This window comes from Streptomyces sp. 5K101 (genome assembly GCF_046506645.1).
In the GTDB taxonomy this organism is placed as follows: domain Bacteria; phylum Actinomycetota; class Actinomycetes; order Streptomycetales; family Streptomycetaceae; genus Streptomyces.
Window position 1 is genome coordinate 141,572 of the sequence record NZ_JBKFFO010000006.1, and the last position, 22,857, is coordinate 164,428.

At 70.2% G+C, this 22,857-nt stretch carries 26 protein-coding genes, 4 pseudogenes and 1 riboswitch; of the genes and pseudogenes, 14 read left to right on the top strand and 16 right to left on the bottom strand.

The window, feature by feature from the left end:
• Nucleotides 1-24 precede the first annotated feature (24 nt).
• The gene (locus ACLB9X_RS14215; protein WP_410360692.1) at nt 25-966 is read right to left on the bottom strand and encodes a glucosyl-3-phosphoglycerate synthase; all 942 of its coding nucleotides are present in this window, start codon (nt 964-966) and stop codon (nt 25-27) included.
• A 117-nt stretch (nt 967-1,083) separates the two neighbouring features.
• Nucleotides 1,084-1,228: riboswitch (SAM riboswitch) on the top strand.
• Between the two features lie 17 nt (nt 1,229-1,245).
• On the opposite strand from ACLB9X_RS14215, the gene thrC reads away from it, so the two are divergent.
• The 4 genes from thrC (at nt 1,246) to groL (ending at nt 5,393) form a co-directional block, all read left to right on the top strand.
• Complete coding sequence (gene thrC, locus ACLB9X_RS14220; RefSeq protein ID WP_410360694.1) at nt 1,246-2,550, top strand: threonine synthase; 1,305 nt, start codon at nt 1,246-1,248, stop codon at nt 2,548-2,550.
• A complete protein-coding gene (locus ACLB9X_RS14225) occupies nt 2,547-2,822 on the top strand; it encodes a MoaD/ThiS family protein (RefSeq protein WP_058924632.1) in 276 nt (91 codons plus the stop codon). Before thrC ends, ACLB9X_RS14225 begins: the two co-directional genes overlap by 4 nt.
• Before the next feature lie 406 nt (nt 2,823-3,228).
• A complete protein-coding gene (locus ACLB9X_RS14230) occupies nt 3,229-3,432 on the top strand; it encodes a cold-shock protein (protein WP_005315736.1) in 204 nt (67 codons plus the stop codon).
• 338 nt (nt 3,433-3,770) lie between these two features.
• A complete protein-coding gene (gene groL, locus ACLB9X_RS14235; RefSeq protein WP_410360695.1) occupies nt 3,771-5,393 on the top strand; it encodes a chaperonin GroEL in 1,623 nt (540 codons plus the stop codon).
• Between the two features lie 106 nt (nt 5,394-5,499).
• Here the strand turns inward: groL and ACLB9X_RS14240 are convergent, their stop codons facing one another.
• The 3 genes from ACLB9X_RS14240 to ACLB9X_RS14250 are packed head-to-tail and all read right to left on the bottom strand — an operon-like array spanning nt 5,500 to nt 6,489.
• Nucleotides 5,500-5,772 carry a Txe/YoeB family addiction module toxin gene (locus tag ACLB9X_RS14240; RefSeq protein ID WP_410360696.1) on the bottom strand — a complete coding sequence of 91 codons (273 nt, stop codon included), beginning with the start codon at nt 5,770-5,772 and terminating at the stop codon, nt 5,500-5,502.
• Nucleotides 5,762-5,956: a hypothetical protein gene (locus ACLB9X_RS14245; RefSeq protein WP_410360697.1), complete on the bottom strand. Its 195-nt coding sequence runs from the start codon at nt 5,954-5,956 to the stop codon at nt 5,762-5,764. Before ACLB9X_RS14245 ends, ACLB9X_RS14240 begins: the two co-directional genes overlap by 11 nt.
• Nucleotides 5,908-6,489 carry a hypothetical protein gene (locus ACLB9X_RS14250; protein WP_410360698.1) on the bottom strand — a complete coding sequence of 194 codons (582 nt, stop codon included), beginning with the start codon at nt 6,487-6,489 and terminating at the stop codon, nt 5,908-5,910. Before ACLB9X_RS14250 ends, ACLB9X_RS14245 begins: the two co-directional genes overlap by 49 nt.
• A 227-nt stretch (nt 6,490-6,716) precedes the next feature.
• Between ACLB9X_RS14250 and ACLB9X_RS14255 the strand changes: the two genes are divergently transcribed.
• From ACLB9X_RS14255 to ACLB9X_RS14285, 7 genes and pseudogenes are all read left to right on the top strand, one after another.
• Nucleotides 6,717-7,076 carry a WXG100 family type VII secretion target gene (locus ACLB9X_RS14255; RefSeq protein WP_410360699.1) on the top strand — a complete coding sequence of 120 codons (360 nt, stop codon included), beginning with the start codon at nt 6,717-6,719 and terminating at the stop codon, nt 7,074-7,076.
• Between the two features lie 44 nt (nt 7,077-7,120).
• Nucleotides 7,121-7,423, top strand: coding sequence for a WXG100 family type VII secretion target (locus tag ACLB9X_RS14260; RefSeq protein ID WP_410360700.1), 303 nt, complete (start codon nt 7,121-7,123; stop codon nt 7,421-7,423).
• Nucleotides 7,377-7,925: a hypothetical protein gene (locus ACLB9X_RS14265; RefSeq protein ID WP_410360701.1), complete on the top strand. Its 549-nt coding sequence runs from the start codon at nt 7,377-7,379 to the stop codon at nt 7,923-7,925. The genes ACLB9X_RS14260 and ACLB9X_RS14265 overlap by 47 nt, the downstream gene beginning before the upstream one ends.
• Nucleotides 7,922-9,175, top strand: a complete 1,254-nt coding sequence (locus ACLB9X_RS14270; RefSeq protein WP_410360702.1) for an RNase A-like domain-containing protein — start codon at nt 7,922-7,924, stop codon at nt 9,173-9,175. Before ACLB9X_RS14265 ends, ACLB9X_RS14270 begins: the two co-directional genes overlap by 4 nt.
• A 19-nt stretch (nt 9,176-9,194) precedes the next feature.
• On the top strand, nt 9,195-9,764 hold the full coding sequence (locus ACLB9X_RS14275) for a hypothetical protein (RefSeq protein WP_410360703.1): 570 nt from the start codon (nt 9,195-9,197) through the stop codon (nt 9,762-9,764).
• A gap of 25 nt (nt 9,765-9,789) precedes the next feature.
• A pseudogene (locus ACLB9X_RS14280) lies at nt 9,790-10,085 on the top strand (RNase A-like domain-containing protein).
• A 12-nt stretch (nt 10,086-10,097) separates the two neighbouring features.
• Nucleotides 10,098-10,778, top strand: coding sequence for a contact-dependent growth inhibition system immunity protein (locus ACLB9X_RS14285; RefSeq protein WP_410360704.1), 681 nt, complete (start codon nt 10,098-10,100; stop codon nt 10,776-10,778).
• A 79-nt stretch (nt 10,779-10,857) separates the two neighbouring features.
• Here ACLB9X_RS14285 and ACLB9X_RS14290 read toward each other — a convergent pair.
• The 4 genes and pseudogenes from ACLB9X_RS14290 to ACLB9X_RS14305 form a co-directional block, all read right to left on the bottom strand.
• Nucleotides 10,858-11,022 (bottom strand): annotated as a pseudogene (locus ACLB9X_RS14290) (Uma2 family endonuclease); the annotation flags it as partial.
• A 101-nt stretch (nt 11,023-11,123) separates the two neighbouring features.
• A complete protein-coding gene (locus tag ACLB9X_RS14295) occupies nt 11,124-11,972 on the bottom strand; it encodes a hypothetical protein (protein WP_410360705.1) in 849 nt (282 codons plus the stop codon).
• A 224-nt stretch (nt 11,973-12,196) separates the two neighbouring features.
• Complete coding sequence (locus tag ACLB9X_RS14300; protein WP_410360706.1) at nt 12,197-12,406, bottom strand: DUF397 domain-containing protein; 210 nt, start codon at nt 12,404-12,406, stop codon at nt 12,197-12,199.
• On the bottom strand, nt 12,387-13,220 hold the full coding sequence (locus ACLB9X_RS14305; RefSeq protein ID WP_410360707.1) for a helix-turn-helix domain-containing protein: 834 nt from the start codon (nt 13,218-13,220) through the stop codon (nt 12,387-12,389). Before ACLB9X_RS14305 ends, ACLB9X_RS14300 begins: the two co-directional genes overlap by 20 nt.
• Before the next feature lie 115 nt (nt 13,221-13,335).
• On the opposite strand from ACLB9X_RS14305, the gene ACLB9X_RS14310 reads away from it, so the two are divergent.
• A complete protein-coding gene (locus tag ACLB9X_RS14310) occupies nt 13,336-13,557 on the top strand; it encodes a hypothetical protein (RefSeq protein WP_410360708.1) in 222 nt (73 codons plus the stop codon).
• Nucleotides 13,554-13,772, top strand: a complete 219-nt coding sequence (locus ACLB9X_RS14315) for a hypothetical protein (RefSeq protein ID WP_410360709.1) — start codon at nt 13,554-13,556, stop codon at nt 13,770-13,772. Before ACLB9X_RS14310 ends, ACLB9X_RS14315 begins: the two co-directional genes overlap by 4 nt.
• 3 nt (nt 13,773-13,775) lie before the next feature.
• Here ACLB9X_RS14315 and ACLB9X_RS14320 read toward each other — a convergent pair whose 3' ends face one another.
• The 3 genes and pseudogenes from ACLB9X_RS14320 to ACLB9X_RS14330 all read right to left on the bottom strand — a co-directional run bounded on the left by ACLB9X_RS14320 (nt 13,776) and on the right by ACLB9X_RS14330 (nt 15,972).
• Nucleotides 13,776-14,249: an RICIN domain-containing protein gene (locus tag ACLB9X_RS14320; protein ID WP_410360898.1), complete on the bottom strand. Its 474-nt coding sequence runs from the start codon at nt 14,247-14,249 to the stop codon at nt 13,776-13,778.
• Nucleotides 14,231-14,723, bottom strand: a pseudogene (locus ACLB9X_RS14325) (protein kinase domain-containing protein); the annotation flags it as partial. The gene ACLB9X_RS14320 and the pseudogene ACLB9X_RS14325, both read right to left, overlap by 19 nt.
• Nucleotides 14,724-14,733: 10 nt before the next feature.
• A complete protein-coding gene (locus ACLB9X_RS14330; protein ID WP_410360710.1) occupies nt 14,734-15,972 on the bottom strand; it encodes an MFS transporter in 1,239 nt (412 codons plus the stop codon).
• A 668-nt stretch (nt 15,973-16,640) separates the two neighbouring features.
• Here ACLB9X_RS14330 and ACLB9X_RS14335 point away from each other — a divergent pair.
• Nucleotides 16,641-17,183: a hypothetical protein gene (locus ACLB9X_RS14335; protein WP_410360711.1), complete on the top strand. Its 543-nt coding sequence runs from the start codon at nt 16,641-16,643 to the stop codon at nt 17,181-17,183.
• 20 nt (nt 17,184-17,203) lie between these two features.
• On the opposite strand, the gene ACLB9X_RS14340 is transcribed toward ACLB9X_RS14335, so the two are convergent.
• The 5 genes and pseudogenes from ACLB9X_RS14340 to ACLB9X_RS14360 form a co-directional block, all read right to left on the bottom strand.
• Nucleotides 17,204-18,817, bottom strand: coding sequence for a serine hydrolase (locus tag ACLB9X_RS14340; protein WP_410360713.1), 1,614 nt, complete (start codon nt 18,815-18,817; stop codon nt 17,204-17,206).
• Between the two features lie 9 nt (nt 18,818-18,826).
• Nucleotides 18,827-20,160: pseudogene (locus ACLB9X_RS14345) on the bottom strand (MFS transporter).
• On the bottom strand, nt 20,157-20,774 hold the full coding sequence (locus tag ACLB9X_RS14350; protein ID WP_410360714.1) for a helix-turn-helix domain-containing protein: 618 nt from the start codon (nt 20,772-20,774) through the stop codon (nt 20,157-20,159). Before ACLB9X_RS14350 ends, ACLB9X_RS14345 begins: the two are co-directional and overlap by 4 nt.
• Before the next feature lie 117 nt (nt 20,775-20,891).
• Entirely contained in the window at nt 20,892-21,821 is a 930-nt protein-coding gene (murQ, locus tag ACLB9X_RS14355; RefSeq protein ID WP_410360715.1) for an N-acetylmuramic acid 6-phosphate etherase, read from the bottom strand.
• A gap of 43 nt (nt 21,822-21,864) precedes the next feature.
• Entirely contained in the window at nt 21,865-22,812 is a 948-nt protein-coding gene (locus ACLB9X_RS14360; RefSeq protein WP_410360716.1) for a MurR/RpiR family transcriptional regulator, read from the bottom strand.
• Nucleotides 22,813-22,857: the final 45 nt, after the last annotated feature.

The window sequence follows — 22,857 nt, forward strand, 5'->3', positions numbered from 1 at the left end:
GACAAACTGAACACAAGGTCCGGCTTATGCCGCGCGACGCGCCGCGTACTCACCGATCTCGCGCATCGGCGGCCGCTCCTCGGTGTCCACCTGGTGGTTGCGCGGTACGAATCCGTGCTCGCCGCGCTCGAACTGGGTGAGCTCCGGCCGTACCAAGTGGCCGCGTGCCAGGCGCAGTTGAGCCGTGCGGTAGATCGTCGCCGCCATCCGGCCCAGCGCCTGCCCGTCCTGGTGGCGGTGCCGGCGCGTGCCCACGTCGACCTGCGCCAGCGCGTCGAGTCCCACCAGGTTGAGGGCGTCCACCAGCAGCCCCAGCTCCACTCCGTAGCCGACCGGGAAGGGCAGTTGCTCCAGCAGGGAGCGCCGGGCCGCGTACTCGCCGCCCAGCGGCTGGACGAAACCGGCCAGTTGCGGCCAGTGCAGATTCAGCAGCGGCCGCGCCACCAGCTCGGTCACCCGGCCGCCCTGAGCGGGCGCGCCCCCGAGCGGGCGGTCGTACATCGCCTTGACGAACTGCAGCTCGGGCTCGGTCAGCAACGGCCCGACGATCCCCGAGACGAAGTCCGCGGAGAAGTCGCGCAGATCCGCGTCGACGAAGCACACGATGTCACCGCTGGTCACCATCAGTGACCGCCAGAGCACCTCGCCCTTGCCAGGCACGGCCGGTATGTGCGGCAGGACGGCGTCCCGGTGGACCACCCGCGCGCCCGCCGCGGCGGCCACGTCCGCCGTGCGGTCGCCCGACGCCGAGTCGATCACCACCAGCTCGTCCACCAGCGGAACGGGGCCCGACATCAGCCCGTCGCGTATCGCGGAGACGATCTCCCCGACGGTCTCCTCCTCGTTCAGGGCCGGCAGCACGACGCTGACCGTGGTGTTCTTCTTGGCGGCCAGCAGCCGGCCGAGTGGGCGGTCGGCCACCGACCAGGACCGTCGGGCGAGCCAGCGCTCCACCTCATCCAGCACGTGATCTCCATCTCGCGGATCGGACGACCATCTCAAGCGTCCAGGGGTTCGGCTACAGTCTTGAACAACGCGCGTGACCGCCGCATGTCGGGGTCGCCGCGCGCGACAACCGAATACCGCTCATCCAGAGGGGCAGAGGGATACGGCCCGTTGAAGCCCCGGCAACCCTCCAGCCGATCTCTGCGCTCATCGCGCGAGGCTCACGGCTAGGGAAGGTGCCAATTCCGTCTCGCGGCGAGGTGCGTCGCGGGGAAGATGAGGAGAAAGGGCCTCGCCTCCATGGCTGTGCAGACTGTTGCCACCACCAACGAATCCGCCGATTCCACCGGATCCGTCGACCTGGGCCCCGCCTCCGGGCTCTCCTGCCGCGAGTGCGGCGAGCGGTTCGACCTCGGCCCGATCTTCGCGTGTGAGGTCTGTTTCGGGCCGCTCGAAGTCGCGTACGACGTGCCGAGCGGCGACCCGGAAGCCCTGCGCAAGCGGATCGAGTCCGGGCCCGAGAACATCTGGCGCTACGCCCCGCTGCTGCCCGTCCCGGCCGACGTCGCGGACAAGCCGAACCTGAACCCCGGCTGGACCAAGCTCGTCAAGGCCGACAACCTCGCCCGCGAGCTGGGCGTCGAGGCCGGCAAGCTGTTCGTCAAGGACGACTCCGGCAACCCGACGCACTCCTTCAAGGACCGTGTCGTCGCCCAGGCCCTGGAGGCAGCCCGCGCGTTCGGCTTCACCACCCTCTCGTGCTCCTCCACCGGCAACCTCGCGGGCGCCGTCGGCGCCGCGGCCGCCCGCGCCGGCTTCCGCTCCTGCGTGTTCATCCCGCACGACCTGGAGCAGGGCAAGGTCGTCATGGCCGCCGTGTACGGCGGTGAACTGGTCGGCATCGAGGGCAACTACGACGACGTCAACCGCTTCTGCTCGGAGCTCATCGGCGACCCGGCCGGCGAGGGCTGGGGCTTCGTGAACGTCAACCTCCGCCCGTACTACGCCGAGGGCTCCAAGACGCTCGCGTACGAGATCTGCGAGCAGCTCGGCTGGCGGCTGCCCGACCAGATCGTCATCCCGATCGCCTCCGGCTCCCAGCTCACCAAGATCGACAAGGGCCTGCAGGAGCTGATCAAGCTGGGTCTGGTCGAGGACAAGCCCTACAAGATCTTCGGCGCCCAGGCCGAGGGCTGCTCCCCGGTGTCCGTCGCCTTCAAGGCGGGCCACGACGTGGTCAGGCCGCAGAAGCCCGACACCATCGCCAAGTCCCTCGCGATCGGCAACCCGGCCGACGGCCCGTACGTCCTGGACATCTGCCGCCGCACCGGCGGCGCGGTCGAGGACGTCACCGACGGGCAGATCGTGGACGCGATCAAGCTGCTCGCCCGCACGGAGGGCATCTTCACGGAGACCGCCGGCGGCACGACCCTCGGCGTGGCGAAGAAGCTGATCGAGGCCGGTGTCATCGACCCGTCCCTCACCACGGTCGTCGTCAACACGGGTGACGGCCTCAAGACCCTCGACGCGGTGGCGCCCACGACGGGTATGACCGCTGTCATCCGACCCAACCTGGACTCTTTCCGAGAGGCTGGCCTCGCATGAGCGTCAACGTCCGTATCCCCACCATCCTCCGCACGTACACGGGCGGTCAGGCCGAGGTTTCCGCAGAGGGCGCGACTCTGGCCGAGGTCATCGCGGACCTGGAGAAGAACCACACGGGCATCGCGGCCCGCGTCCTGGACGACCAGGGCAAGCTGCGCCGCTTCGTCAACGTGTACGTGAACGACGACGACGTCCGCTTCGAGCAGGGCCTCGAGACGGCGACGCCGGACGGTGCGGGCGTGTCGATCATCCCCGCCGTCGCCGGCGGCTGATCCCCTCCGCGTTACCCCGCGTTATCGGCATTGCCCCCTCCGCGAGAGAAGCGGAGGGGGTAATTCTGCATGGTTGAGCGCGGTAGAGTCTGGGAAGCCCCCTCCGCCGGCTGCCCGGCAATGCGTTCCCGCTCCACAAGAATGCGCCAAAGTAAGCGATCGAATTGCGCCGAAAGTCGCACTTTGCCGGGCCCGACTTGCCCCGGAATTCAATGAATTCGCATGGATCGGCCGATCGGCCCTGCCCAGATTTCTCGTCCGATTGACCTGTTGCGGAGGGCAGTTGGGCAGATACATTCAGCCGCGGTCGACGCGTTCCGGCGCACACCCCTCCTGCTGGGGTGAGGTCTGACCCGGGTCCGCGAAGTGCGGTCCTGTGCAAGGGCCAGTAATAGGGGAGTTAGGCATGGCTCAGGGCACCGTCAAGTGGTTCAACGCGGAGAAGGGGTACGGCTTCATCGCGGTCGACGGTGGTGCGGATGTTTTCGTCCACTACAGCGCGATCCAGATGGACGGATACCGCACCCTCGAAGAGGGTCAGCGAGTCGAGTTCGAGATCTCGCAGGGCCAGAAGGGTCCGCAGGCCGACATGGTCAAGCTCGCCGTCTGATCCGACTGATCCAGACGCGATCGGCCACCGGCGCACGCACGCCACGAGGGGTCCGCATCCCACAGACGGGGATGCGGGCCCCTCGTGCGTGCGCCGCGGCGGTCACCGTGAGCGTCAGGCGCTTGCACTCTCAGGGGTCGAGTGCTAATCATTGGCGTTAGCACTCTCCGAGTGAGAGTGACAGAACTTGGATCGGGTCGGTGAGGTCCGCAGGCCGGGTGGGGCAAGGAACCACGCGGCACGCAGACCGTCCGTCGCGGGCGCCGGATGCGATCCGAAGGCAATCCTCCCCCGCAGCTTCGCGCGGGGGGACCCCCATGTCCGGGAGGACACTTCACATGGCCAAGATCATCGCGTTCGACGAGGAGGCACGGCGCGGTCTCGAGCGCGGGATGAACCAGCTCGCCGACGCCGTCAAGGTCACCCTTGGTCCCAAGGGTCGCAACGTCGTCCTCGAGAAGAAGTGGGGCGCCCCCACGATCACCAACGATGGTGTGTCCATCGCCAAGGAGATCGAGCTCGAGGACCCGTACGAGAAGATCGGCGCCGAGCTGGTCAAGGAAGTCGCCAAGAAGACGGACGACGTCGCCGGTGACGGTACGACCACCGCGACCGTTCTCGCCCAGGCGCTCGTCCGCGAGGGTCTGCGCAACGTGGCCGCCGGCGCCAACCCGATGGCCCTCAAGCGCGGCATCGAGAAGGCCGTCGAGGCCGTCTCCGGCGCCCTGCTGGAGCAGGCGAAGGATGTCGAGACCAAGGAGCAGATCGCTTCCACGGCCTCCATCTCCGCCGCCGACACCCAGATCGGTGAGCTCATCGCCGAGGCCATGGACAAGGTCGGCAAGGAAGGCGTCATCACCGTCGAGGAGTCCCAGACCTTCGGTCTGGAGCTGGAGCTCACCGAGGGCATGCGCTTCGACAAGGGCTACATCTCGGCGTACTTCGCCACCGACATGGAGCGTATGGAGGCGTCCCTCGACGACCCGTACATCCTGATCGTCAACTCCAAGGTCGGCAACGTGAAGGACCTCCTTCCGCTGCTGGAGAAGGTCATGCAGTCCGGCAAGCCGCTGCTGATCATCGCCGAGGACGTCGAGGGCGAGGCCCTGTCCACGCTCGTCGTGAACAAGATCCGCGGCACCTTCAAGTCCGTCGCCGTCAAGGCCCCGGGCTTCGGCGACCGCCGCAAGGCCATGCTGAACGACATCGCCATCCTCACGGGCGGCACGGTCATCTCCGAGGAGGTCGGCCTCAAGCTCGAGAACGCCGGCCTGGACCTGCTGGGCCGCGCCCGCAAGGTCGTCATCACCAAGGACGAGACCACGATCGTCGACGGTGCCGGTGACAGCGACCAGGTCGCCGGTCGCGTCAACCAGATCCGCGCCGAGATCGAGAGCAGCGACTCGGACTACGACCGCGAGAAGCTCCAGGAGCGCCTCGCGAAGCTGGCCGGCGGCGTGGCCGTCATCAAGGCCGGCGCCGCGACCGAGGTCGAGCTCAAGGAGCGCAAGCACCGCATCGAGGACGCCGTCCGCAACGCGAAGGCGGCCGTCGAGGAGGGCATCGTCGCCGGTGGTGGCGTGGCGCTGCTCCAGGCTTCCTCGGTCTTCGAGAAGCTCGAGCTCCAGGGCGACGAGGCGACCGGCGCCAACGCCGTGAAGCTCGCGCTGGAGGCCCCGCTGAAGCAGATCGCCGTCAACGGTGGTCTCGAGGGCGGCGTCGTCGTCGAGAAGGTGCGCAACCTGGCCGTCGGCCACGGTCTGAACGCCGCGACCGGCGAGTACGTCGACATGATCGCCGAGGGCATCATCGACCCCGCGAAGGTCACCCGTTCCGCCCTGCAGAACGCGGCCTCCATCGCGGCGCTGTTCCTCACCACCGAGGCCGTCATCGCCGACAAGCCGGAGAAGGCCGCCGCGCCCGCCGGTGGCGGCATGCCGGGCGGTGACATGGACTTCTGATCCTTCACGGATCAGCAGTTCGCACGCTGTACGGACCGAGGGCGGCACCCCACTCCCAGGGGTGCCGCCCTCGGGCGTTCGCGGGGCCGGCCGCGGCCGTCCGTCCTCAGCGTTCGTAGTGGTACCGGCAGGCGGCGACGCGGATCTCGTCGTCGACGACTTTGTAGACGAGGCGGTGCTCGTCGGTGATGCGGCGGAACCAGTAGCCCTGGAAGCCGTGCTTCAAAGGTTCGGGCTTGCCGGTGCCCTCGTTGCCGTTGCGGGCGATGTCCTGGAGCAGGGTGTTGATCCGCTTGAGGACCCTGCGGTCCTGGGCCTGCCACCAGACGTAGTCCGCCCGACTGGACTCGTCCCACACGAAACGAACTTCATTCGGCAAGCTCCCGGACCGTGCCGCCGCCGTTCTCCAGGCGGTCGACGGACGCCAGCAGTCGGCGGGCGTTCTCGGGGCTGCGCAGCAGGTAGGCCGTCTCCTTCAGGGACTCGTACTCCGTGGGGGTGCGGCAAGCGCGGATCACCGGCCGCCGGCTGCCGGTGTGCGCCGCAGCCGTGCCAGTATCCATTTCCGGTGGGCGACCGACTTGGCGATCCCGAGCAGCCCGGTGACCCAGGCGATCACGCCGGCTCCCATGCCGAGCACGGCGTCGTAGATCGTGCGGGCCTCGGCCGCGGTCCCGAAGGACATCCAGAGGCCGAGCCCGCACGGCACGAAGGACAGCAGCAGCCAGGTCAGGCTGAGACCAGGTGCGCGCAGGCGGGCATCGAGGCCGGCGTCGCGGTCGAGCTCCAGCCACAGGTCCATCAGCTCGCGCACCTCCCGGTCACGTCGGACGCCGCGCACCACCACGAAGACGGCGGGCACCAGCGCCCCGAGGCCCAGGGGTACGAGCAACGGTGCCGGGATCAGCATCATGCGGTCGCCGTTCGGGCCAAGTCCCTGCAGTGGCAGGGTGAACGACGTCCAGCCCAGGAGTCCCAGCGTCCCCACGAGCCAGAGCAGGACCAGCCGCCCAAGCCCCAAACTGCGCTTCCGCAGCGCGTCGAGCGCGATTCGCCGGTCGGCGAGCAGGGCGGTCCGGTTGGGCCACGTGCTCATGGGTGGCGGAGGAAAGGGCGGATGGGGCACAGGGGATCCTCGAATGAGAATGCTCGGCGTCAGGCCCAACGCTACCGCGTGACCCGCGGACCCGACTCCGAGTGGACCGATCCTCGCCTGTTGACTGTTACCCACAGGCGAGCAGAAGTGACTGTTCCAGGTGTTGTTAGGGTGACGCAAGCGACCGGTATTGCTTGGCAGTTGACCGATATGCACGGGGGGGACGAATGGAGCAGCCCAGGCTCAAGGCGCAGCACGACAAGCTCACCGCCCTCGCCGACGACCTCGACGACATGCAGGGGTACCTCGACAAGCAGGTCAAGCGCATGGACGAGATCGTCGACAGCATCGAGGCCGGCTGGCGCGGCCCGTCCGCCACGGCGTACCGGGCGCTGCACCGGGGCGCAGCCGAGGACGCCGTGCGGATCCGGATGGTCATGCAGCGGCTCGAGCAGGCCGTCCGCCTCAGCCGACGGCTTCTCGCAGCAGGACCTCGACATCATGGAGCGCCTGCGAGCGGTCCAGGCCGGGGTGGACGTGGCCGGCGAGGCGCGCCGGCTCTCCACACCGAACCCGGAGGTTCCTGACGCGGCGCGCAGCAGGATCGCCGACTTCTGAGTACGGGGGAAACATGTCGGACGACGAGCACATAACCGTCAACTTCGCCACTCTGCAGCGTCTTTCGAGTGACCTCGAGGACATCCTCAAGAAGCTGAACGAAAGGCTGGACCTGCTCTACGGCCGGGTCGAGAAGCTCGTCCTGACCTGGGAGGGGGAGGCCCGTGAGGTCTTCGTCTACGAGCTCGACAAGTGGGACCGGTCGGCGGAGGACCTGCAGGCCGCCCAGGCCTGGCTGCACGAGGTCGTCACCAAGGGCCACATCAACTATGCGGCGGCGCACCAGGCGGTGCTGCGGAGCCGGGGCGCCCGCTGATGGCGGTCCGCAGCCGGGCGCACAGGGACCCGGCCAGAACGGCACCATCGACGTCAAGCCGTCCGATCTGTACCGGGTGTCCGGCGGAGTGGCGGCCCAGCAGTCACCCATGGACAAGGGCGCCAAGGAGCTCCTCGACAAGCTGAGGGAGTACCCGGACGCCGGCGGCTACGGCACCGCTCCGCAGGCCTTCGCGATTTCGTACGTCAAGGTGGGCAACCGCTTCCTCGACGTGTGGGCGAAGAGCGTCGTCAGCATCGGCGGCGCCGCGGTGGGCTTCACCGCCACGGCCAACAGCTACGCCAAGGCCGAGGCGGCCAACGACCCGACGGGCAAGACGAAGGCCGTCACCCAGCCGCTCCCCGTGGTCATCGAGAAGGTGCCGGACTACGGGTCCGTACCGAACCTCAAGTGGGGCGACGACGACGGCGGCGACGACATCGAAAGGTCGTTGCTCGAGTGGGTCCCGGAGCCCGTGCGGGAGGCCTGCGCCCCATCGTGAAGCACGCCTTCCGGATGGGAAAGGTCGCCGAGGTCTACCCGTATCCCCAGCAGCACTATCTCAACTCGCTGTCCAAGGCCTGGATGGCGATGACCATGCCCCTCTCCCTGGCCGAGAGCGCGCTGACCGGGAACGTCAGCAGCATCACCCAGCAGAGCAACAGCGAATGGCACAACGCCATGCGCCAGTTCTGCAGTTCGCTGTGGGGCACGACGGCATGGGGCAAGAACACCGCGGGCTACCAGTGGAAGCACGACTCGGCCTCCTCGCAGACCGCCACGCACCCGGTGATGACCGTCCTCTTCGACACCGCACAGAAGGTCAGCGACCTCCTGTACCAGTTCGCCGAGGCGGCCGTCTACCTCAACCATGAGGTGTGGGAGGTCTACAAGGCCGCGATTCGCGAGGCGATCCCCAAGGTCGAGGTGAACCTCAAGGACGGCGTCGGAATGGACGACCTCAAGGGGCTCGTCAAGGGCGTCGCGAAGGGCGTGGCCAAGGGAGCGAGCCAGCTCGGTGCGGGCATCGTCCTCAACATCGACACAGCGAAGCTGAACGCGATCGTCACCGAGTACAACCGGCGGGTCAATGCGCTGGTGCCTCAGCTGGACGCGCTCATGGGGCCGCTCGACGAGGCCTACCGCAGCGCCCCCAAATTCGAGGCGCAGGAGGCGCGGGCGCAGGCGTTCGGCAGGAGGGCGCTCAACGAGTTCAAGAAGGAACACCAGTGGACCAACCCTGAGGACACCAAAAACGGCATCTACAAGGTCGACCTCGCCGAATCCGAGTGGATGAACAAGGGCCATACCCTCGACAAGCATGTGGGTAAGACCGACGAGCAACTCGCACAGCGCCTGCGGGATCAGAGCCAGCCGCCCACGCCGAGTTGGCCGCACAACAAGCCGACCATCGCCGCGGCTTCGACGTTCGAGAACGCCGAGAGGGCCCAGGAACTGACGCAACACAACGTCAATCAGAATTCCCAGGCCATCAAGGCATGGTTGGAAGGTCCGCCTCCGCCTACAAACGGCAGCAGGCCCGAGGCGTTCGACGGGACGGCGCCAAATGGCGAGTACAGTGGGCGCAGCGTTTCCAAGCAGCCTGTCGATCCCAACGATCCGATGAGCGGATACAAGGAGGGCGGCCTCAACGCCAAGGCCGTCCCGGTCACCGGGATCAGGACCGTGCTTAAGTACGATGACTCTCTGGACCCGCCCTTCGTGGTCCTCACGTCGATGCCGATCCCCTGACAGAACCACGGAACCTGTGATGAATACGCCCTCACAGCAGGACTGGGAAGCGGCGGTGCTGCGTCTCTTCGAGGACGAGTACGCATTCGTGGCCGTTGGCCCACGACGTCATGCGGACTGGCGTACGGATGTGCTGGCCGTCATGGCACGCGCTGTGGACGACCCGCGCGGCTGGATGACATTGGACTCGGACAAAGAGGAGAACGCGGCAGACGCAGGACGCGGTGCTTCTTTCCCTTTTGTCGTCTCAGCGGAAGCGCGGCTCGGGGCAATTCTTCACCAGGTTGCTCTGGATTCGGCGGCCCAGTTGCTCGTGGCGCTGACCGACGAATGGTTCCAGGCAAAGAACATCCGGGATTTCCCCGAACGCAAAGAAGGGTTGCTGTCAGACGCGCGTACGTTGCTTGCGCGATTTGATCCCGACTGCACATGCTATACGCCGGCTGGAAACGCGAGCACCGACCGGAACGCAGACTTCTTGCACAATGTCACTGGCGGGTTCGGAGTCACCGACTATTTGTCGGATCTGGGGCTCGTTGTTGTGTCTCCCACGGAGGTCGGCGTCGTCTGGCGGTTCAACACATACTGAGCGTCCCAAGCCGAAGGACACAAGCATGCGCACCCGCTCCTCCACCTACCCCGATCGCGAAACCGCCCAATGGGCCACTCAGCAGGTCGTCACAACGAGCAGGCCATCCACCGGTGGCTGGCCCAGGACACCCGGCCGCGCCTGACGATCGAGGCCGCGTGGCCGTCCCGGGACGAGCCGGTTGGCCGCGTACTGCTGCAGGCGATGATGCTCGCCGGGCGCGAGCCCGTGGACGTACGGGCCGCGCGGGTCGTGCTGCGGCGCGAGCCGGCGAGTCCGCACGGCTTCGTCGTGCACGCCACCTTCCCCGTCTACCTCTAGGAATGCGCCGCCGTGTCCATGAAGCCTCTCGAATTCGACCGTCGCTACGGCGAGTTGGACCAGGTGATAAGCGCCTACGCCGGCCAGTCGGCAGACGACGCGGAGGACGTGCCGAGTGAGGCGCTCCAGGCCTACCTGCGCCACACCTGGCACACCCGCCCCTGGGCCCTGGGCGTCGCCGAGCAGCAGGTCCGCGAGTACGCCCGCAACCCGCCCGGCCGGCTCCGGATGCGCCTCGGCGAGTTCTACCCGGTACCGGACGTCGGACTGCCCGACTCGGAGATCCAGGACTGGCTCTTCCGTATCGCCGACCACATCAAACGGTCCATCGAGGGAGGTGACGTCCCGCGTCCGGTTACGCCCGGCACTCATTGGGAGTGGCGTACCCGTTTCCCCGAACTCGCACAGTTTCTCGGCGGCTGGTTCTCCCAGGACATGCCGGACGAGTTCGCCGACCACGATGCGGCAGTTCGTGACTACTCCGAGTCCACGGACCCGCAGCTCGTGGTCCGCCTCGTCGGCGAGCTGAACGAGCTCCTCGCCCTCGACCTGGATGACGCCGACTACGCTCTGGGGTTGGCGGAGCTGGGCATGGAAGTCGATCCGCCGGCTCCGTATGCCCCGAGCGCCTGGCTCGCCCTGGTCGCCGACCGCCTCGCCGTCCCGCGGGCGGACTACCGGCCGCCGGCGTAGTCCTTGAGCTTCTCGGTGTGAGAGTGATGTTCACGGGGTGGGGGAGTTCGGCCGTCTCGCCGTAACCGTAGGTCCGCGCGAGGTGGTAGAAGCCCTCTCTGGGCTCGCTGTGGACGACGACGGTGTGGGAGTCGCGGTCGACCAGGAGGTAGACGGGGATCTCGGCCCGCGCGTATCCGTCGCGCTTCTCGACCCGGTCGCGTCGTTCGGTGTCGTGGTCGTGCGAGGTGGTCTCGGCGGTCATGAGCACCCCGTCTGTGCCTGACCACTCGCCGTGCCCGGCGAAGTGGGCCGACGGTGCGAGCGTGCCGTCCGGGCGGCAGCGACCCTTGCGGTAGCCCTCGATCACGAGTCCACGTTCGGTGTCCTCTCGGGTGGGCGCGATGCCGCCGCTCGCGCCTCGGCCGCCAGGGCGCGGACGCGGGCGGGTGGGAGCGTCGGCGGTGGGGCCGACCGCGTCCCTCGGCAGTGGGTGCACTTGCCCGACCGCAGGTCCCCCGCCCCGGCCGGCCGGCCGCACTCGCCGCATTCCAGGATGCGTACGGGGCGGGGCTTCGGCGGCGGCGCGGGCGGGAGCTTGTCGACGAGGCGGCGGCGGGCGAGCGCGGCCGGGTGGTGGACCGGGACCGGTAGCCAGGTCGTGAGGGCGTGCAGCACCTGCCGTTCGGTGGCCTCCCGCGAGAACCACTCCTCCACCAGCGACGCGAGGGCCGTGCAGTCCGCGTGGGACAGCGACATCACCGGGTTCTCCCGCCCGAGGGCGGCGAGCAGGATGTACGCGCGGGAGCGGGTGGGCCGGGGCGGCCGTTCCTCCGGCACGTCGCCCCGCTGGTACGCCGCCCACCATGCGTCGTTCCGCGCGGTACGGGACCACCACGTGCGGGTGACCCACTGTGTGCTGCCCGAGGCGACCGTGACCGACTCCAGGCCGCGTCGCAGATGTCCAGCCGCGATCAGGTGGTTGAGCGCCTTTCCGACTGCCGTCTGGCCGTACGGGGTGTACTTGGCCAGCGTCTTCACGGAGATGTCGCTGTTGTCCGGCAGCCGGTCGATGTACGCGGCGATCGCCCCCACGCGGGGCGGGAGATGCGTGAAGTCGTCGGCCCTACGGGGAAGTTGGTCGAAAACCGTCCGTTTGCCGTAGCCGGGGTTGGCGAGGGGATGCGGGGCAGCACTAAAGTGGCCGTCAGCCATGGGATCGCTCGATTCGATCTCGTTGGTCAGACCCCGCAGGTGTTCCCGCACCTGTCGGGGGTTGTTCGTTTATCGGAACGCCAGAGCGCGATGACGCTCCGTGGCAAGTCGGTCGCGGAAAGTCCGCGTGCATGCCAACCGGCGGGGCGGAAGGGTGGGTTGAGGCCCTTCCTTCCCTTCCGCAGAAAAGGCGCTCGGCTCTCGACGCCCGAGATCCGGGACGGTTAAGCGCGCTTCAGGTCCGCGACGAACATCGACCAGGCGGCGGCCGGGAAGATCAGGTGCGGGCCGTCGGGGTTCTTGGAGTCGCGGACGGGGACGATGTCAGGGTGGCCGTCGCCGACTTCGAGGCACTCACCCCCGCTGCCGCCGCTGTAGCTGGACTTGCGCCAGGCGGACGCCGTCAGGTCGTACTCAGGGCTGCTGGTCTCCATGCGCGTCATCCTCCGCCACTGACTCGATCAGGGCCAAGGACGTTTCCGGCGACAGCGCGCTGGCCCTGACGAGATCGTAGGTCAGTGCGTGGCGGGTGACAGTGGCCGGATCGTCCTCCAACTGTCCTGATCCCAGGCCCTGAAGATAGGCGAGTGGCGGTGCGTCGGGAAAGGTCATCAGCTTGATCGGTCCTTCCAAAGACGCGTGCGCGCCCGCGTCGAACGTCAGCACCTGCACGATGATCCGGCGTCGCCGAGCCAGGTCCGCCACATGTCGCAGCGCCGCCTTCGTTCCCTCGACCTTTCGGCGCAACACCGCCTCGTCCAGCACCGTCCACAACAACGGCTTTGTTGGATCGGCGAGCAGACGCGCGCGGTCCAGTCTCGCCTCCACCAGATCGTTGATCGCCTCCTCCGTCGCCGTCGGGTCATACGCCCGGAACACCGCCCGCGCGTACGCCTCCGTCTGCAACAGCCCCGGGATGAGCAGCGGCTCGTAGACGCGGATCGTCTCCGCCATCGCCTCCGCCTCCGCCGCCTCCGCGAAGTGGTCCGGGTAGCGCGACTTGCCGGACACCTCGCAGTTGCGCGCGAAGAAGTCGTCCGTGTCCAACACCTCGTCCAGTTGGACCGCGTGCTCGCGGAGGATGCGGCGCGTGCCCGCCTCCATCTGGCCGATGTACGAGCCGCTCACGAACAGCGGGCGGCCCAACTCGTCCTGCGTGAGGCCGGCTTTCATGCGGGCGTGGCGCAGTTCCGCGCCGAGCAGCGCCCTGGGGGACGTGGACGGGTCGAGATCCTTGGGTCCGGGCATGGTGCAACTCCTGGATCAGCAGGTCGCGTTGTTGGGCCGCCGTCTCTTCCCAGGCTAGCGAGGCTCGGACACGCTGGGTGAGGAAAGCGAACACGCAGTGGTGGAGGTGCCAGGCATGGGGCAGGTCGTGCGTTCGGCGGAGCGGCTGCGGGCCGCCGAGGAGGTGGTTGCCCAGCTCAGGGACGGGCTCGGCGTGGTGTCGGTGACACTGCCGTCGCTGCGGGTCGACCCCGTCACGCTGGCGAGCGACATGGCGTATCCACTGGTGGACCTGGGGCGCTGCAACCTCGACACGGCACTGCGGCTGGCCGCCGTCCTGCAGGGGCTGGAGAAGTGACGGCCGACGTCCCGGAGCTCGGGGAGTACGCCGTCGACACGCGCGACGGGCGGGTGGGCGTGGTGATGGGGTGCGTCGGGACGTACGTGCAGCTGCGCCCGCCGGGTGGAGGCCGGGAGTGGGACTGTCCGCCCGGGGACGTACGGCCTGCCCTGCCCGGTGACGTCCTGCGCGCCCGGGTGCGGGAGCGCAACGCGGCGGGACGGTTGCCGTAGCAGTCAGGAGTTGCGCCAGAGCTGTGCCGTGTCCGAGGGGTTGCAGGCGGCCGACTCGAAGCCGATGGAGCTGGGCATCGCGAGGCAGGTCCGGTCGGCCACGTTCTGCAGGGTGTGCCCGTTCGGCTTCGTCGCGGTGACCCGCCAGGCCTGGGCCTCGGAGCCGTTGCAGTCCACGATCGCGATCCCCGCGTAGCTCCGGGACTCGATACAACGGCCGGTGCCCCGGCTGACCAGCCGGAATGTGGTGCCCGAGATCGGTTCGTACGTCCACCGGTAATTCATGGTGGTCCCGTTGCCCGAGGGTGCGCCGCACACCGAGTTGGAGACGGACGAGCCCGAGTAGGCGGAGTACGAGTCCGCCAGGCACCGGCCCGTCGACGCGCCCCTGAGCAGGTGAGTCCCCGAGGGCGCGGGCTGGGCGGCCGGGGGCTTCTCGCCGCCCCCGCTGCCGGAGTTGCCGTCGAGGGTCAGCATGACGTTGGAGGGCTTCAGGTCGCGGTGCACCATGTCGGCGGCGTGCACGGCCCGCAGGCCGTCCGCCGCGTCGCGGAGCAGCCGCCAGAGGCTGTCGACGGGCAGCGGGCCGCCGTGCAGGCGCAGCGCTTCGCTCAGCGTGACGCCGGGGATGTACTCGGTGGCGAACCACGGCGGCCGGGTGACGCGGTCACTGGCGAGCAGGCGCGCGCTGACCACGGCGGGCAGCCTTGCCAGGTTGTCGAGTTCGTGCCCGAAGTGGCGGAGGAAGTTCTGGTCCTCGGCCAGGGCGGGCAGCACCTGTTTGACCGCGGCGTACTGCCCCGCCGCCGTACCGAGGTAGACCCGGCCCATGCCGCCCGAGCCGAGGACGCCGAGGAGTGCGAACGAGCCGATCCGGCGCGGATCGCCCGGATCCAGAGACGTCGCCCCGCTGCCGCTCACGTCGAAGTGACCTTCTAATCCCCCGCGCATGGCCGACAGGCTAGCGGAGACCGGTTCGGTTTCCCCATCCTTCTAGAACGTCATGGCGGGCCGGTCCGCGCCGCCCCATGGCCACGGCAACGGCCAGGTACGGCAGGCTCAGCAGCGCGAAGACCACGCCGTGCGACGCGTGCTGCGACAGCGCCGCGTACGCGCCGTAGGCGACCAGGGACGCGAGGCTCGTGCCGAGGCCGGTCAGCGAGGTGACCGTCGCGCGGCTCGGGCCGATGATCGCCGCCTGGAGGCGTGCGTCGGCGAGTACGTCCGCCAGTTGGAAGACGAGGAACGCGGCACCGACCAGGACGAAACCGAAGGGCGTGCCCGACAGCGCGCCCGCGCCGAGCGCGCACGCCGCGGCGGCGACCAGCGTGCCGAGCGCACGCGCGGAGAGCCGTTCGCCCGCGGTCACCAGCAGCGAGCCGGCCGTCACGCCGACCCACACCACCAGCACGAGCAGCGGAACGGTCTCGGTCGCCACCCCCGTGGACGCGGCCAGCAGCGGCACGTACTCGTCGAGGACTCCCCACAGCGAGGTGATCACGACGGCGAGCACCATCGTGTGCCGGACGGGCCGGCTGCCGCGCACCTCGAACAGGCCGGCGCGCAGTGTCGCCAGGTAGCCAGGTCCCTCAGTGCCCTTCGCGCGGGTGCGGTCCCGGTGCTCGGGCAGCGTCGCGCCGGCCGCGGCGCACAGCACGCAGGCGCCGATGCTCGCGCCCCACACCAGGGCGTGACCGCCGAGGGCGAGGGCCGGGGCCGCGGCTGCGGTGGCGAAGGCCGTCGCGGCCATGCCCACGGCGGCCGCCCGGCCCATGACCCTGCCGTACCGGTCGGCGGCGCCGAGCCGTTCCAGCTCGTCGTGGACCAGGGCCTCCGTCGAGCCCGAGCGCAGGGCACTGCCGACGGCCCAGAGCGTGAACCCGGCGGCGTAGGCGGCGTATGACGGTGTGACGGCCCACAGCGCGAAGCCGGCGCCGGTCAGCAGCGGGCCGACGACCATGAGGGCCCGGCGCGAGACCGTGTCGGCCCAGACGCCCGACGGGACCTCGACCAGCAGGCCGACGACGCACCAGATGGCGAACAGGGACGAGATGTCGGCGGTGGTCAGGCCGTTCTCGGCGAACAGCAGCGCGTACAGCGGATAGAGCAGGACGAAGTCCTTGAACCCCGCGTAGGCGTAGAGCTTTCGCTCCAGGCAGCGGACGCGGGTGTCGGGCGGGCACGGCGAAGCGGTGAGCATGGTGTGTGGTCCTTCTGCGGAACGGACGGGGACGCCGGGTGCTCACCCGTGCGGCGGCCCGCGACAGCCCGTTCCGGGACCTGCTGCCGTGGATCAATGTCGTCGTCGGCTCATACGGTCGAGGGTACGCCGTTGTGTGCGTTCACGCGCCCCAGTTCCGCATCCGCCGTGATTCCGCCGGGAGTTGACTCTGCCCCGGGATTCAGCAGGATCGTCACCGCGTCACACACCGCAGGGAGGATCGGGCGTGAGCTTCGGGGGACACAATCCGTACGGTCCGACGTGGCAGCCGAACGGGGGGCAGCCGCCCCCGCACCCCTTTGTGCCGCCGCCGTACCGGCCGCCCGCCACCACGCTGCGGCAGCGGTTCCGCGAGGACGAGTGGCCGCCGCTGCGGGAGGTGAGAAGCCGGATCCCGATCCCCGGCTGTGTGTGGGTCCCCCTCCTCTTCTGCGTCTGGCCGGCGCTCCTCCTGGTGATCTGCTACCCCATAGCCCGCTCGGCGCGGCGGAGGGCCCGCTCGGTCTTCCCCGCGCACAGCCACCGCCGCATCCAGGACCGGGGCGTCCTGCGGGCAGAAGATCCGCGCCTGGATCGCGATCGCCGCATCCGTCGCCATCCTGGCCGCGTACGGCACCGAGGCGGACTGGTCGCAGGCGCAGGACCAGGTGCTCTTCCGGCTCGCGGTCACGCCCTGGCTGCTGCTGCGCACCGCCCCAGTCGTGATCGCCGTCCTGTTCCGCCTCGCGCCCGCCCACGCGCGGCCGGCGATGCGCGCGCGGGTGCGCCCCGCCGTCCGCCTGGCGCTGCGGTACTTCGGCGCCTTCACCGCTGTGCCGGTCCTGTTCGCGGGCGTCATCCTCCTCAGCCGGGCCATGCCCGACGGCGAGGTCAACGTACTGATCACCTTTGCGCTGCTCCTGCCGGTCGTGTGGCTGCTGTTCTTCGTGGTCTTCGCGTCGTCGACGGTCGTCCGGGGCGCGTTCGAGACCGCCGAGATCCACGCCGCGCTCCGCGCCCTGCTGACGGGCGTGCTGGTGCGGGAGCTCGCGGCGATCAACCTGGTGACGGCGGGCATGCCGCCCGGCCCGCCGCTCGTCCGGATCTGCGCCGTGATCGGCGGCCCGGCATCGGTGTCGGCGGTGGCGTGGTGGGAGATCGGCCGCCTGCGCAGGCGGTACGGAGTGACGTTTGGGGGCCGGGCCGCGTGAGGCGTTCCGAAGGACGGCGGTCACCTGCGGGTGAAGGTGCCCAGGCCGTTCTCGTCGAGGCTTTCCACCGTCACCCGCGACGCCCGGCCGTCGTCGCCGACGGTGAACGTGACTCCCGTGCGGCCGACCGCGTTCTCGCCCACCGTCTCGAAGCTGAAGGTGTCACCGCTGTAGTGGGTGAGCGCGAAACGAAGGGGCTTCGGCCCCAGGTTCAATGACAGTTCGCCGTTGTCGGCGGTGACCGTCAGCGGACCGTAGTAGTCGTTGCGGTACGTCCCGGTGTACGCGTCGTCGGCCCTGGCGTCCGTGGCACCCGGCGGCGGCTTCGTGTAGTCGGTGGGGGAGCGGCCGGCCTGTTCCTCCTTCTCGTAGAGCTGGGCGACCAGGGGGAGCCAGTCCTGCGTCGGCCTGCCGTGCTGTGCCGTGTCGAAGAAGTTCAGGGCGACGGAGTCGGCGAGACCCACCGGCTTGCCGTTGGTGAGCACGACGATGCCGAGCTGCTCGGCCGGCACCATCGTCACGCTGGTGTTCGCGCCGAGCTCGAACGCGCCGGAGTGGCTCAGGCGCAGGCGGCCCTGGTCGGTGTAACCGACATTCCAGCCGAGGCCGTAGAAGCCGGTCCGGTCCGTCGGGGAAGCGGGCGGCTGCGAGACGATCTCGGGCAGGTGGGTGCGCTGCAGCTGCTCGGCGGGGACGATCTGCTCGTCCCCGAGCCTGCCGTTGGCGAGTTGCAGGCGCAGCCACCGCGCCATGTCGCGCGCCGTGGAACTGACCCCGCCGGCCGGGGCCTGGGCGTCGGCGTCGCGGACGAACCTCGCCTCCCACTCGCCCCTTGCCTTCTCCACGTGGGTGACCGCCTTGTTCGTGGCCTTCTCGTAGTCGGCGAAGGACGAGCTGGTCGCCGTCATCCCGGCCGGCCGGTACAGCGAGTCCTCGGCCAGCTTCTCCCACGTCGTGCCCTTCGCGTCGGCGACCGCCTCGGCCGCCGCGGTGAATCCGAAGTTGGTGTACGCGTAACTCGCGCGGAACGGCGACAGCGGCTCGAACTGCAGGTGGCCGAGGATGTACTGCCGGTCGTAGCCGAGGTCTTCGAGCAGGTCACCGGCGTGGTCGGGCAGCCCGCTGCGGTGCGACAGCAGATCGGCGACCGTCACGTGCCGCGTCACCCACGGGTCCTTGAGGCCGAAGCCGGGCAGATGCCGGGTCACGGGGGTGCCCCAGTCGATGGCCTTGTCGCCCACCGCGTCGGCGACGACGGTCGAGGTGATCGGCTTCGACAGGCTGGCGAGCTGGAACACCGTGTCCGGGGACACGGCGCCGGCCTTGCCGACCTCACGCTCGCCGAAGCCCTTCAGGTACACGACCTTGTCCTTGTGGACGACGGCCACCGCGACGCCCGGTACGCCGGTCCTCTCCATGCCCGCCCGGATCTGCCCGTCGAGCTTGGCGACGGCGTCGGCCACCTGCTTGTCCGTGAGCGCCGGGGCCTCGGCCCGGTGGGCGGCCGGAGACGGGTGCGGCGAGCCGGCCGTGGCCGTCGCCGGGTACGCGGCCGCCATCAACGAGGCCAGACCTGCCGCGGCGTACACGCGCGGCCTGCGCCTGCGGTGCCTTCCGTGCCGTCGGACACCCATGCGTTCCATTCAACGCCCGGTGGCCGCATCTGTCGCGCGGGCCGGATCCGCCGCGGGTGCGGGACGCGGACCCGGGCGGCGGGCCCACAGCAGCGCTCCCGCGCACAGGACCGCGCCGCCCAGGAGCCACGGGGGCGGGCCGGCCGGAAGGCTGCCCGCGACCACACCGGCCAGTGCGCCGACCGACTGGAGGGCGAGGGACTGCACGGACAGGGCCGTGGCGCGGACGGTGCTGTCGACGCGGCGGTGCAGCAGGTCGTTCTCGTTGGGGCCCGCCGAGCCGAGGCCGAGATAAACCAGGCCGTAGCCGAGGGCGGCGAGCCCGAGGGCCACCGGGCCGTCCGACGCGGCCGACACGGCCGTAGGGGCCGTCGCGCCGAGCAGGATCAGACCGGCGGCGCTCAGCCCGATGCTCGCGAGCACCGCGTGCTCACTGCTGCCCGTCAGGCGGGCGGCCAGGGGCGCGAAGTGGCTGCCGATCGCGGTGCAGACGAACCCCGCGCAGGCCAGCGCCGCGAACAGCACGGCACCGGACTCGGGCGCGCCCGTCAGGGCGGCGGCCCGGCCCGGGGTGAGCAGCTCGATGGTGGCCAGACCGGCACCGGCCGCGCCGGCCGTGAGCAGGAGCCGCCGGACCACGGCGTCCCCCGCGCCCAGGCGCAGTCCGCCGAGCACGGTGGCGGGTACGCCGCGGAGCACGGCGAGCAGCGTGGTGCGGGGCCGGGGCGGCTCGGGGAGGGCCAGCAGGACGTACGCGACGTAGCCGACGCCGACGGCCGCGCCGGGCAGGGCCGGGGCGGAGAGCGGCAGCAGCAGGCCGCCGGTGGCCGCGCCGAGGTCGGGGCCGCGGCGGAGGAGGAGCGGCAGCCCGCCGCCGACGAGGGTGCCGGCGGCCAGCGCGACGGCGCAGGCGGTGCCCGCGCGGGCGAGCCCGGTGCGCAGCTCGGCGTCCGGGCCGGAGTGGCACTGGACCGTGTCGACGTACCAGGCCTCCGCGGGGCCGCTGGACAGGCGCGGCCCAAGCCCATCAGGAGCATGGCGACGGCGAGCGTCCAGACGGTGGTGCCGAGCGCGAGCACCGTCAGGGCGGCGGCGTTGAGCAGCCCGGCGGCGGCGAGGACGGGCCGGCGGCCGACGACGTCGGCGAGGCCGCCGGTGGGCAGCTCCATGGCGGAGACGGTGAGCGAATGGACGGCGAAGAGCACGGCGACGACGGCGAGGCTCATGCCGCGCTCGGTCAAGAGCAGGACCTGGGAGGGGATGTAGAGGCCGACCGGGAGCCAGAAGAGCCCGGTGGCGGCGACGAAGCGACGGCGGGCGGAACGGGGGTCGAGAACCGTCACGGGTGTTCCTCCCCGGCGACGGGCTCCTCCCCGGAGAGGGGCAGTCCGGCGGTGACGAGCACGACCTGCCGGGCCCGGGGGTCGCTCGCGTCACGGGCGGCGAGCTCGGTCGCCGCGCGGTCGAGCGTCGCCCACAGTTCGGCCAGGGACTCGGGGGTCAGGCGCAGCGCGAGGTCGGTGATGCCGGACGGCTCCAGCCACTCCTCGCCCAGCCGCCCGGCCTCGATGTCCGCACGGTGGCGGGCCAGGGACCGCTCCAGGTGGTCGAGCTGGGCGCGGCGGGCCGCGTCGACGAAGGCCCGGCTCTCGTCGCCGTCCGCCATGGCGGCGTTGGACCAGCTGGTCACGTCGTGCAGGGCCCGCCAGCGCCGCTCCCGGCCGTCGCGGCTGCCGGCCTCTTCGATGAAGGCGTACTTGGCGAGGGCGCGCAGATGGTAGCTGGTCGACGCGGACGACTCGCCGGTGCGCAGGGCGAGTTCGCTGGCGGTCCCGGGGCCGTCCTGGCGCAGCATCCCGAGCAGCCGGATGCGCAGCGGGTGCGTGAGGGCCTTGAGGGCGGCGGCGTCCTGCCGCGGGTCGAGGACGCGGCGGCGGAGCGGTATCTCGTCGGGCATGGGGCGAGAGTAGGCGCGAAGTGCCTTTCGCCAAAGTAATTTTGCAAAATATTCTTGGGTGACGCCCGCTCCGGCGGCGGCGCGGCCGGCAACACTCATGCGGCTCTCATCCGGCCCTCAACCCGCGCACGACGTCAGCGCCGCGCGCAAGTGGCCCGATGTGCTCGTCAGCAGCGTGGACGCCCTCTCCGCGTCGACTCCCCCCAGGATCACCAGGATTGCGTTCTTCACCTCTCCTCCCGTCGCCTCCAGCGCCGCCTCGATCTCCTCGTCCGCCGCGCCTGTCGCCAGTGACACGATCCGTCGGGACCTCGCCTGCAGCTTGTCGTTCGACGCGCGCACGTCCACCATCAGGTTCCCGTACGTCTTGCCGAGGCGGATCATCGTGATCGTCGAAATCATGTTGAGGACCAGCTTCTGCGCCGTGCCCGCCTTCAACCGCGTCGAGCCCGTGAGCAGTTCGGGACCGACCACGACCTCGACGGCGTGGTCCGCCGCCGCGCCCAGCGCGCTCGCCGCGTTGCAGGACAGGCCGATCGTGAGCGCCCCCAGCGACCGTGCGTGCTCCACCGCGCCGATCGCGTACGGCGTGCGCCCCGACGCGGAGACGCCCACCACCGTGTCGTCCGCGGTCACCTTCCGCGCCGTCAGGTCCGCCGCGGCCAGCTCCTTGCTGTCCTCCGCGCCCTCGACCGCCGTGAACATCGCCGTCGGCCCGCCCGCGATCAGGCCCGTGACCTCCGACGGGTCCGTGTTGAACGTCGGCGGGCACTCGCTGGCGTCCAGGACGCCGAGGCGGCCCGCCGTGCCCGCGCCCGCGTAGATCAGCCGGCCGCCGCGCGACATCCGCTCGGCCGTGGCGTCGATCGCGGCGGCGATGGCGGGCAGTTGGGCGGCCACCGCGGCGGGGACGGTCTGGTCCTCGCCGTTCATGATGCGCGCGATCTCCAGCGTCGGCAGCCGGTCGATGTCGGCGAGCTCGGGACGGAACGCCTCGGTCGTGAGCGAATCGAGCTGGGCGCGGAGTTCACCGTAGGTGGGGGTCATGAGGAGCGGCTCTGCTTTCTCGGGACGTACGGCGTGCGGGGGGTCAGCGCGTGCGCGGGCTGTGGCGGTGGGCGAGCGCCTCGTACGAGGCGGCGAGGGCGGGCGCCGCCGATTCGTACGTACGCTGCGCCACGCCGATGAACAGGCAGTCCACGACCAGCAGTTGGCTGGTGCGGGAGGACATGGCGGCGGGGCGCAGCTCGCTCTCGCGCGCGGTGGAGGTCGTGAGGATGTGGTCGGCGTACTGCGACACGGGGCCGTCCGGGCGGCCGGTGATCGCGATCGTCGTGGCGCCCCGGTCGAACGCGACCCGCAGCGGCTCGATCACGTCCCCCGTCGAGCCGGAGTGCGTGATGGCGACGGCGACGTCGCCGGAGCGCAGTTGCACGGCATTGGTCACGGCGAGGTGCGGGTCGCTGTGCGCGTGCGCGATCAGGCCGATGCGCAGCAGCTTCTGGGCGAGGTCCATGCCGACGAGGGAGGAGGCGCCGACGCCGTAGATGTCGATGCGGCGGGCCGTGGCCGCGGCGGCCACGGCCGCGCCGAGCTGCACGGTGTCGAGCCCGGCGGCGGTGTCGGCGAGTGTCTGCTGCTCGTCGTACGCGAGCTTGGCGACGACGTCCCCGATCGGGTCGTCGACGGCGATGTCGGTGGTGAGGGCGGGTGCGCGGCCCGACTCCTGGTGGGCGGCGAGGCCGGCGAGCGCGAGGCGCAGGTCGCGGTAGCCGGGGTAGCCGAGGAGGCGGGCGGTGCGGACGACGGTCGCCTCGCTGGTGCCCGTGAGCTCGGCGAGTCCGGTGACCGTGAGAGCGGCGCAGCCTGCCGGATCGTCGGCGACGGCTTCGGCGACCCGCTGCATGGAGCGGGTCATGGACGGCGAGAGCGTGCGCACCTTCGCCGCGAGGGCGGCGGGCGGGGGGATCTCCCGCGTGCCGGGCGCGGCGGGAGAGGGTGCCTCACCGTTGAAAATTTCCTTCACTGGATTGGTCACGTCTGAAAGATATTTTCGAATTTCGGGTGCCGTCAAGCCCCGGTG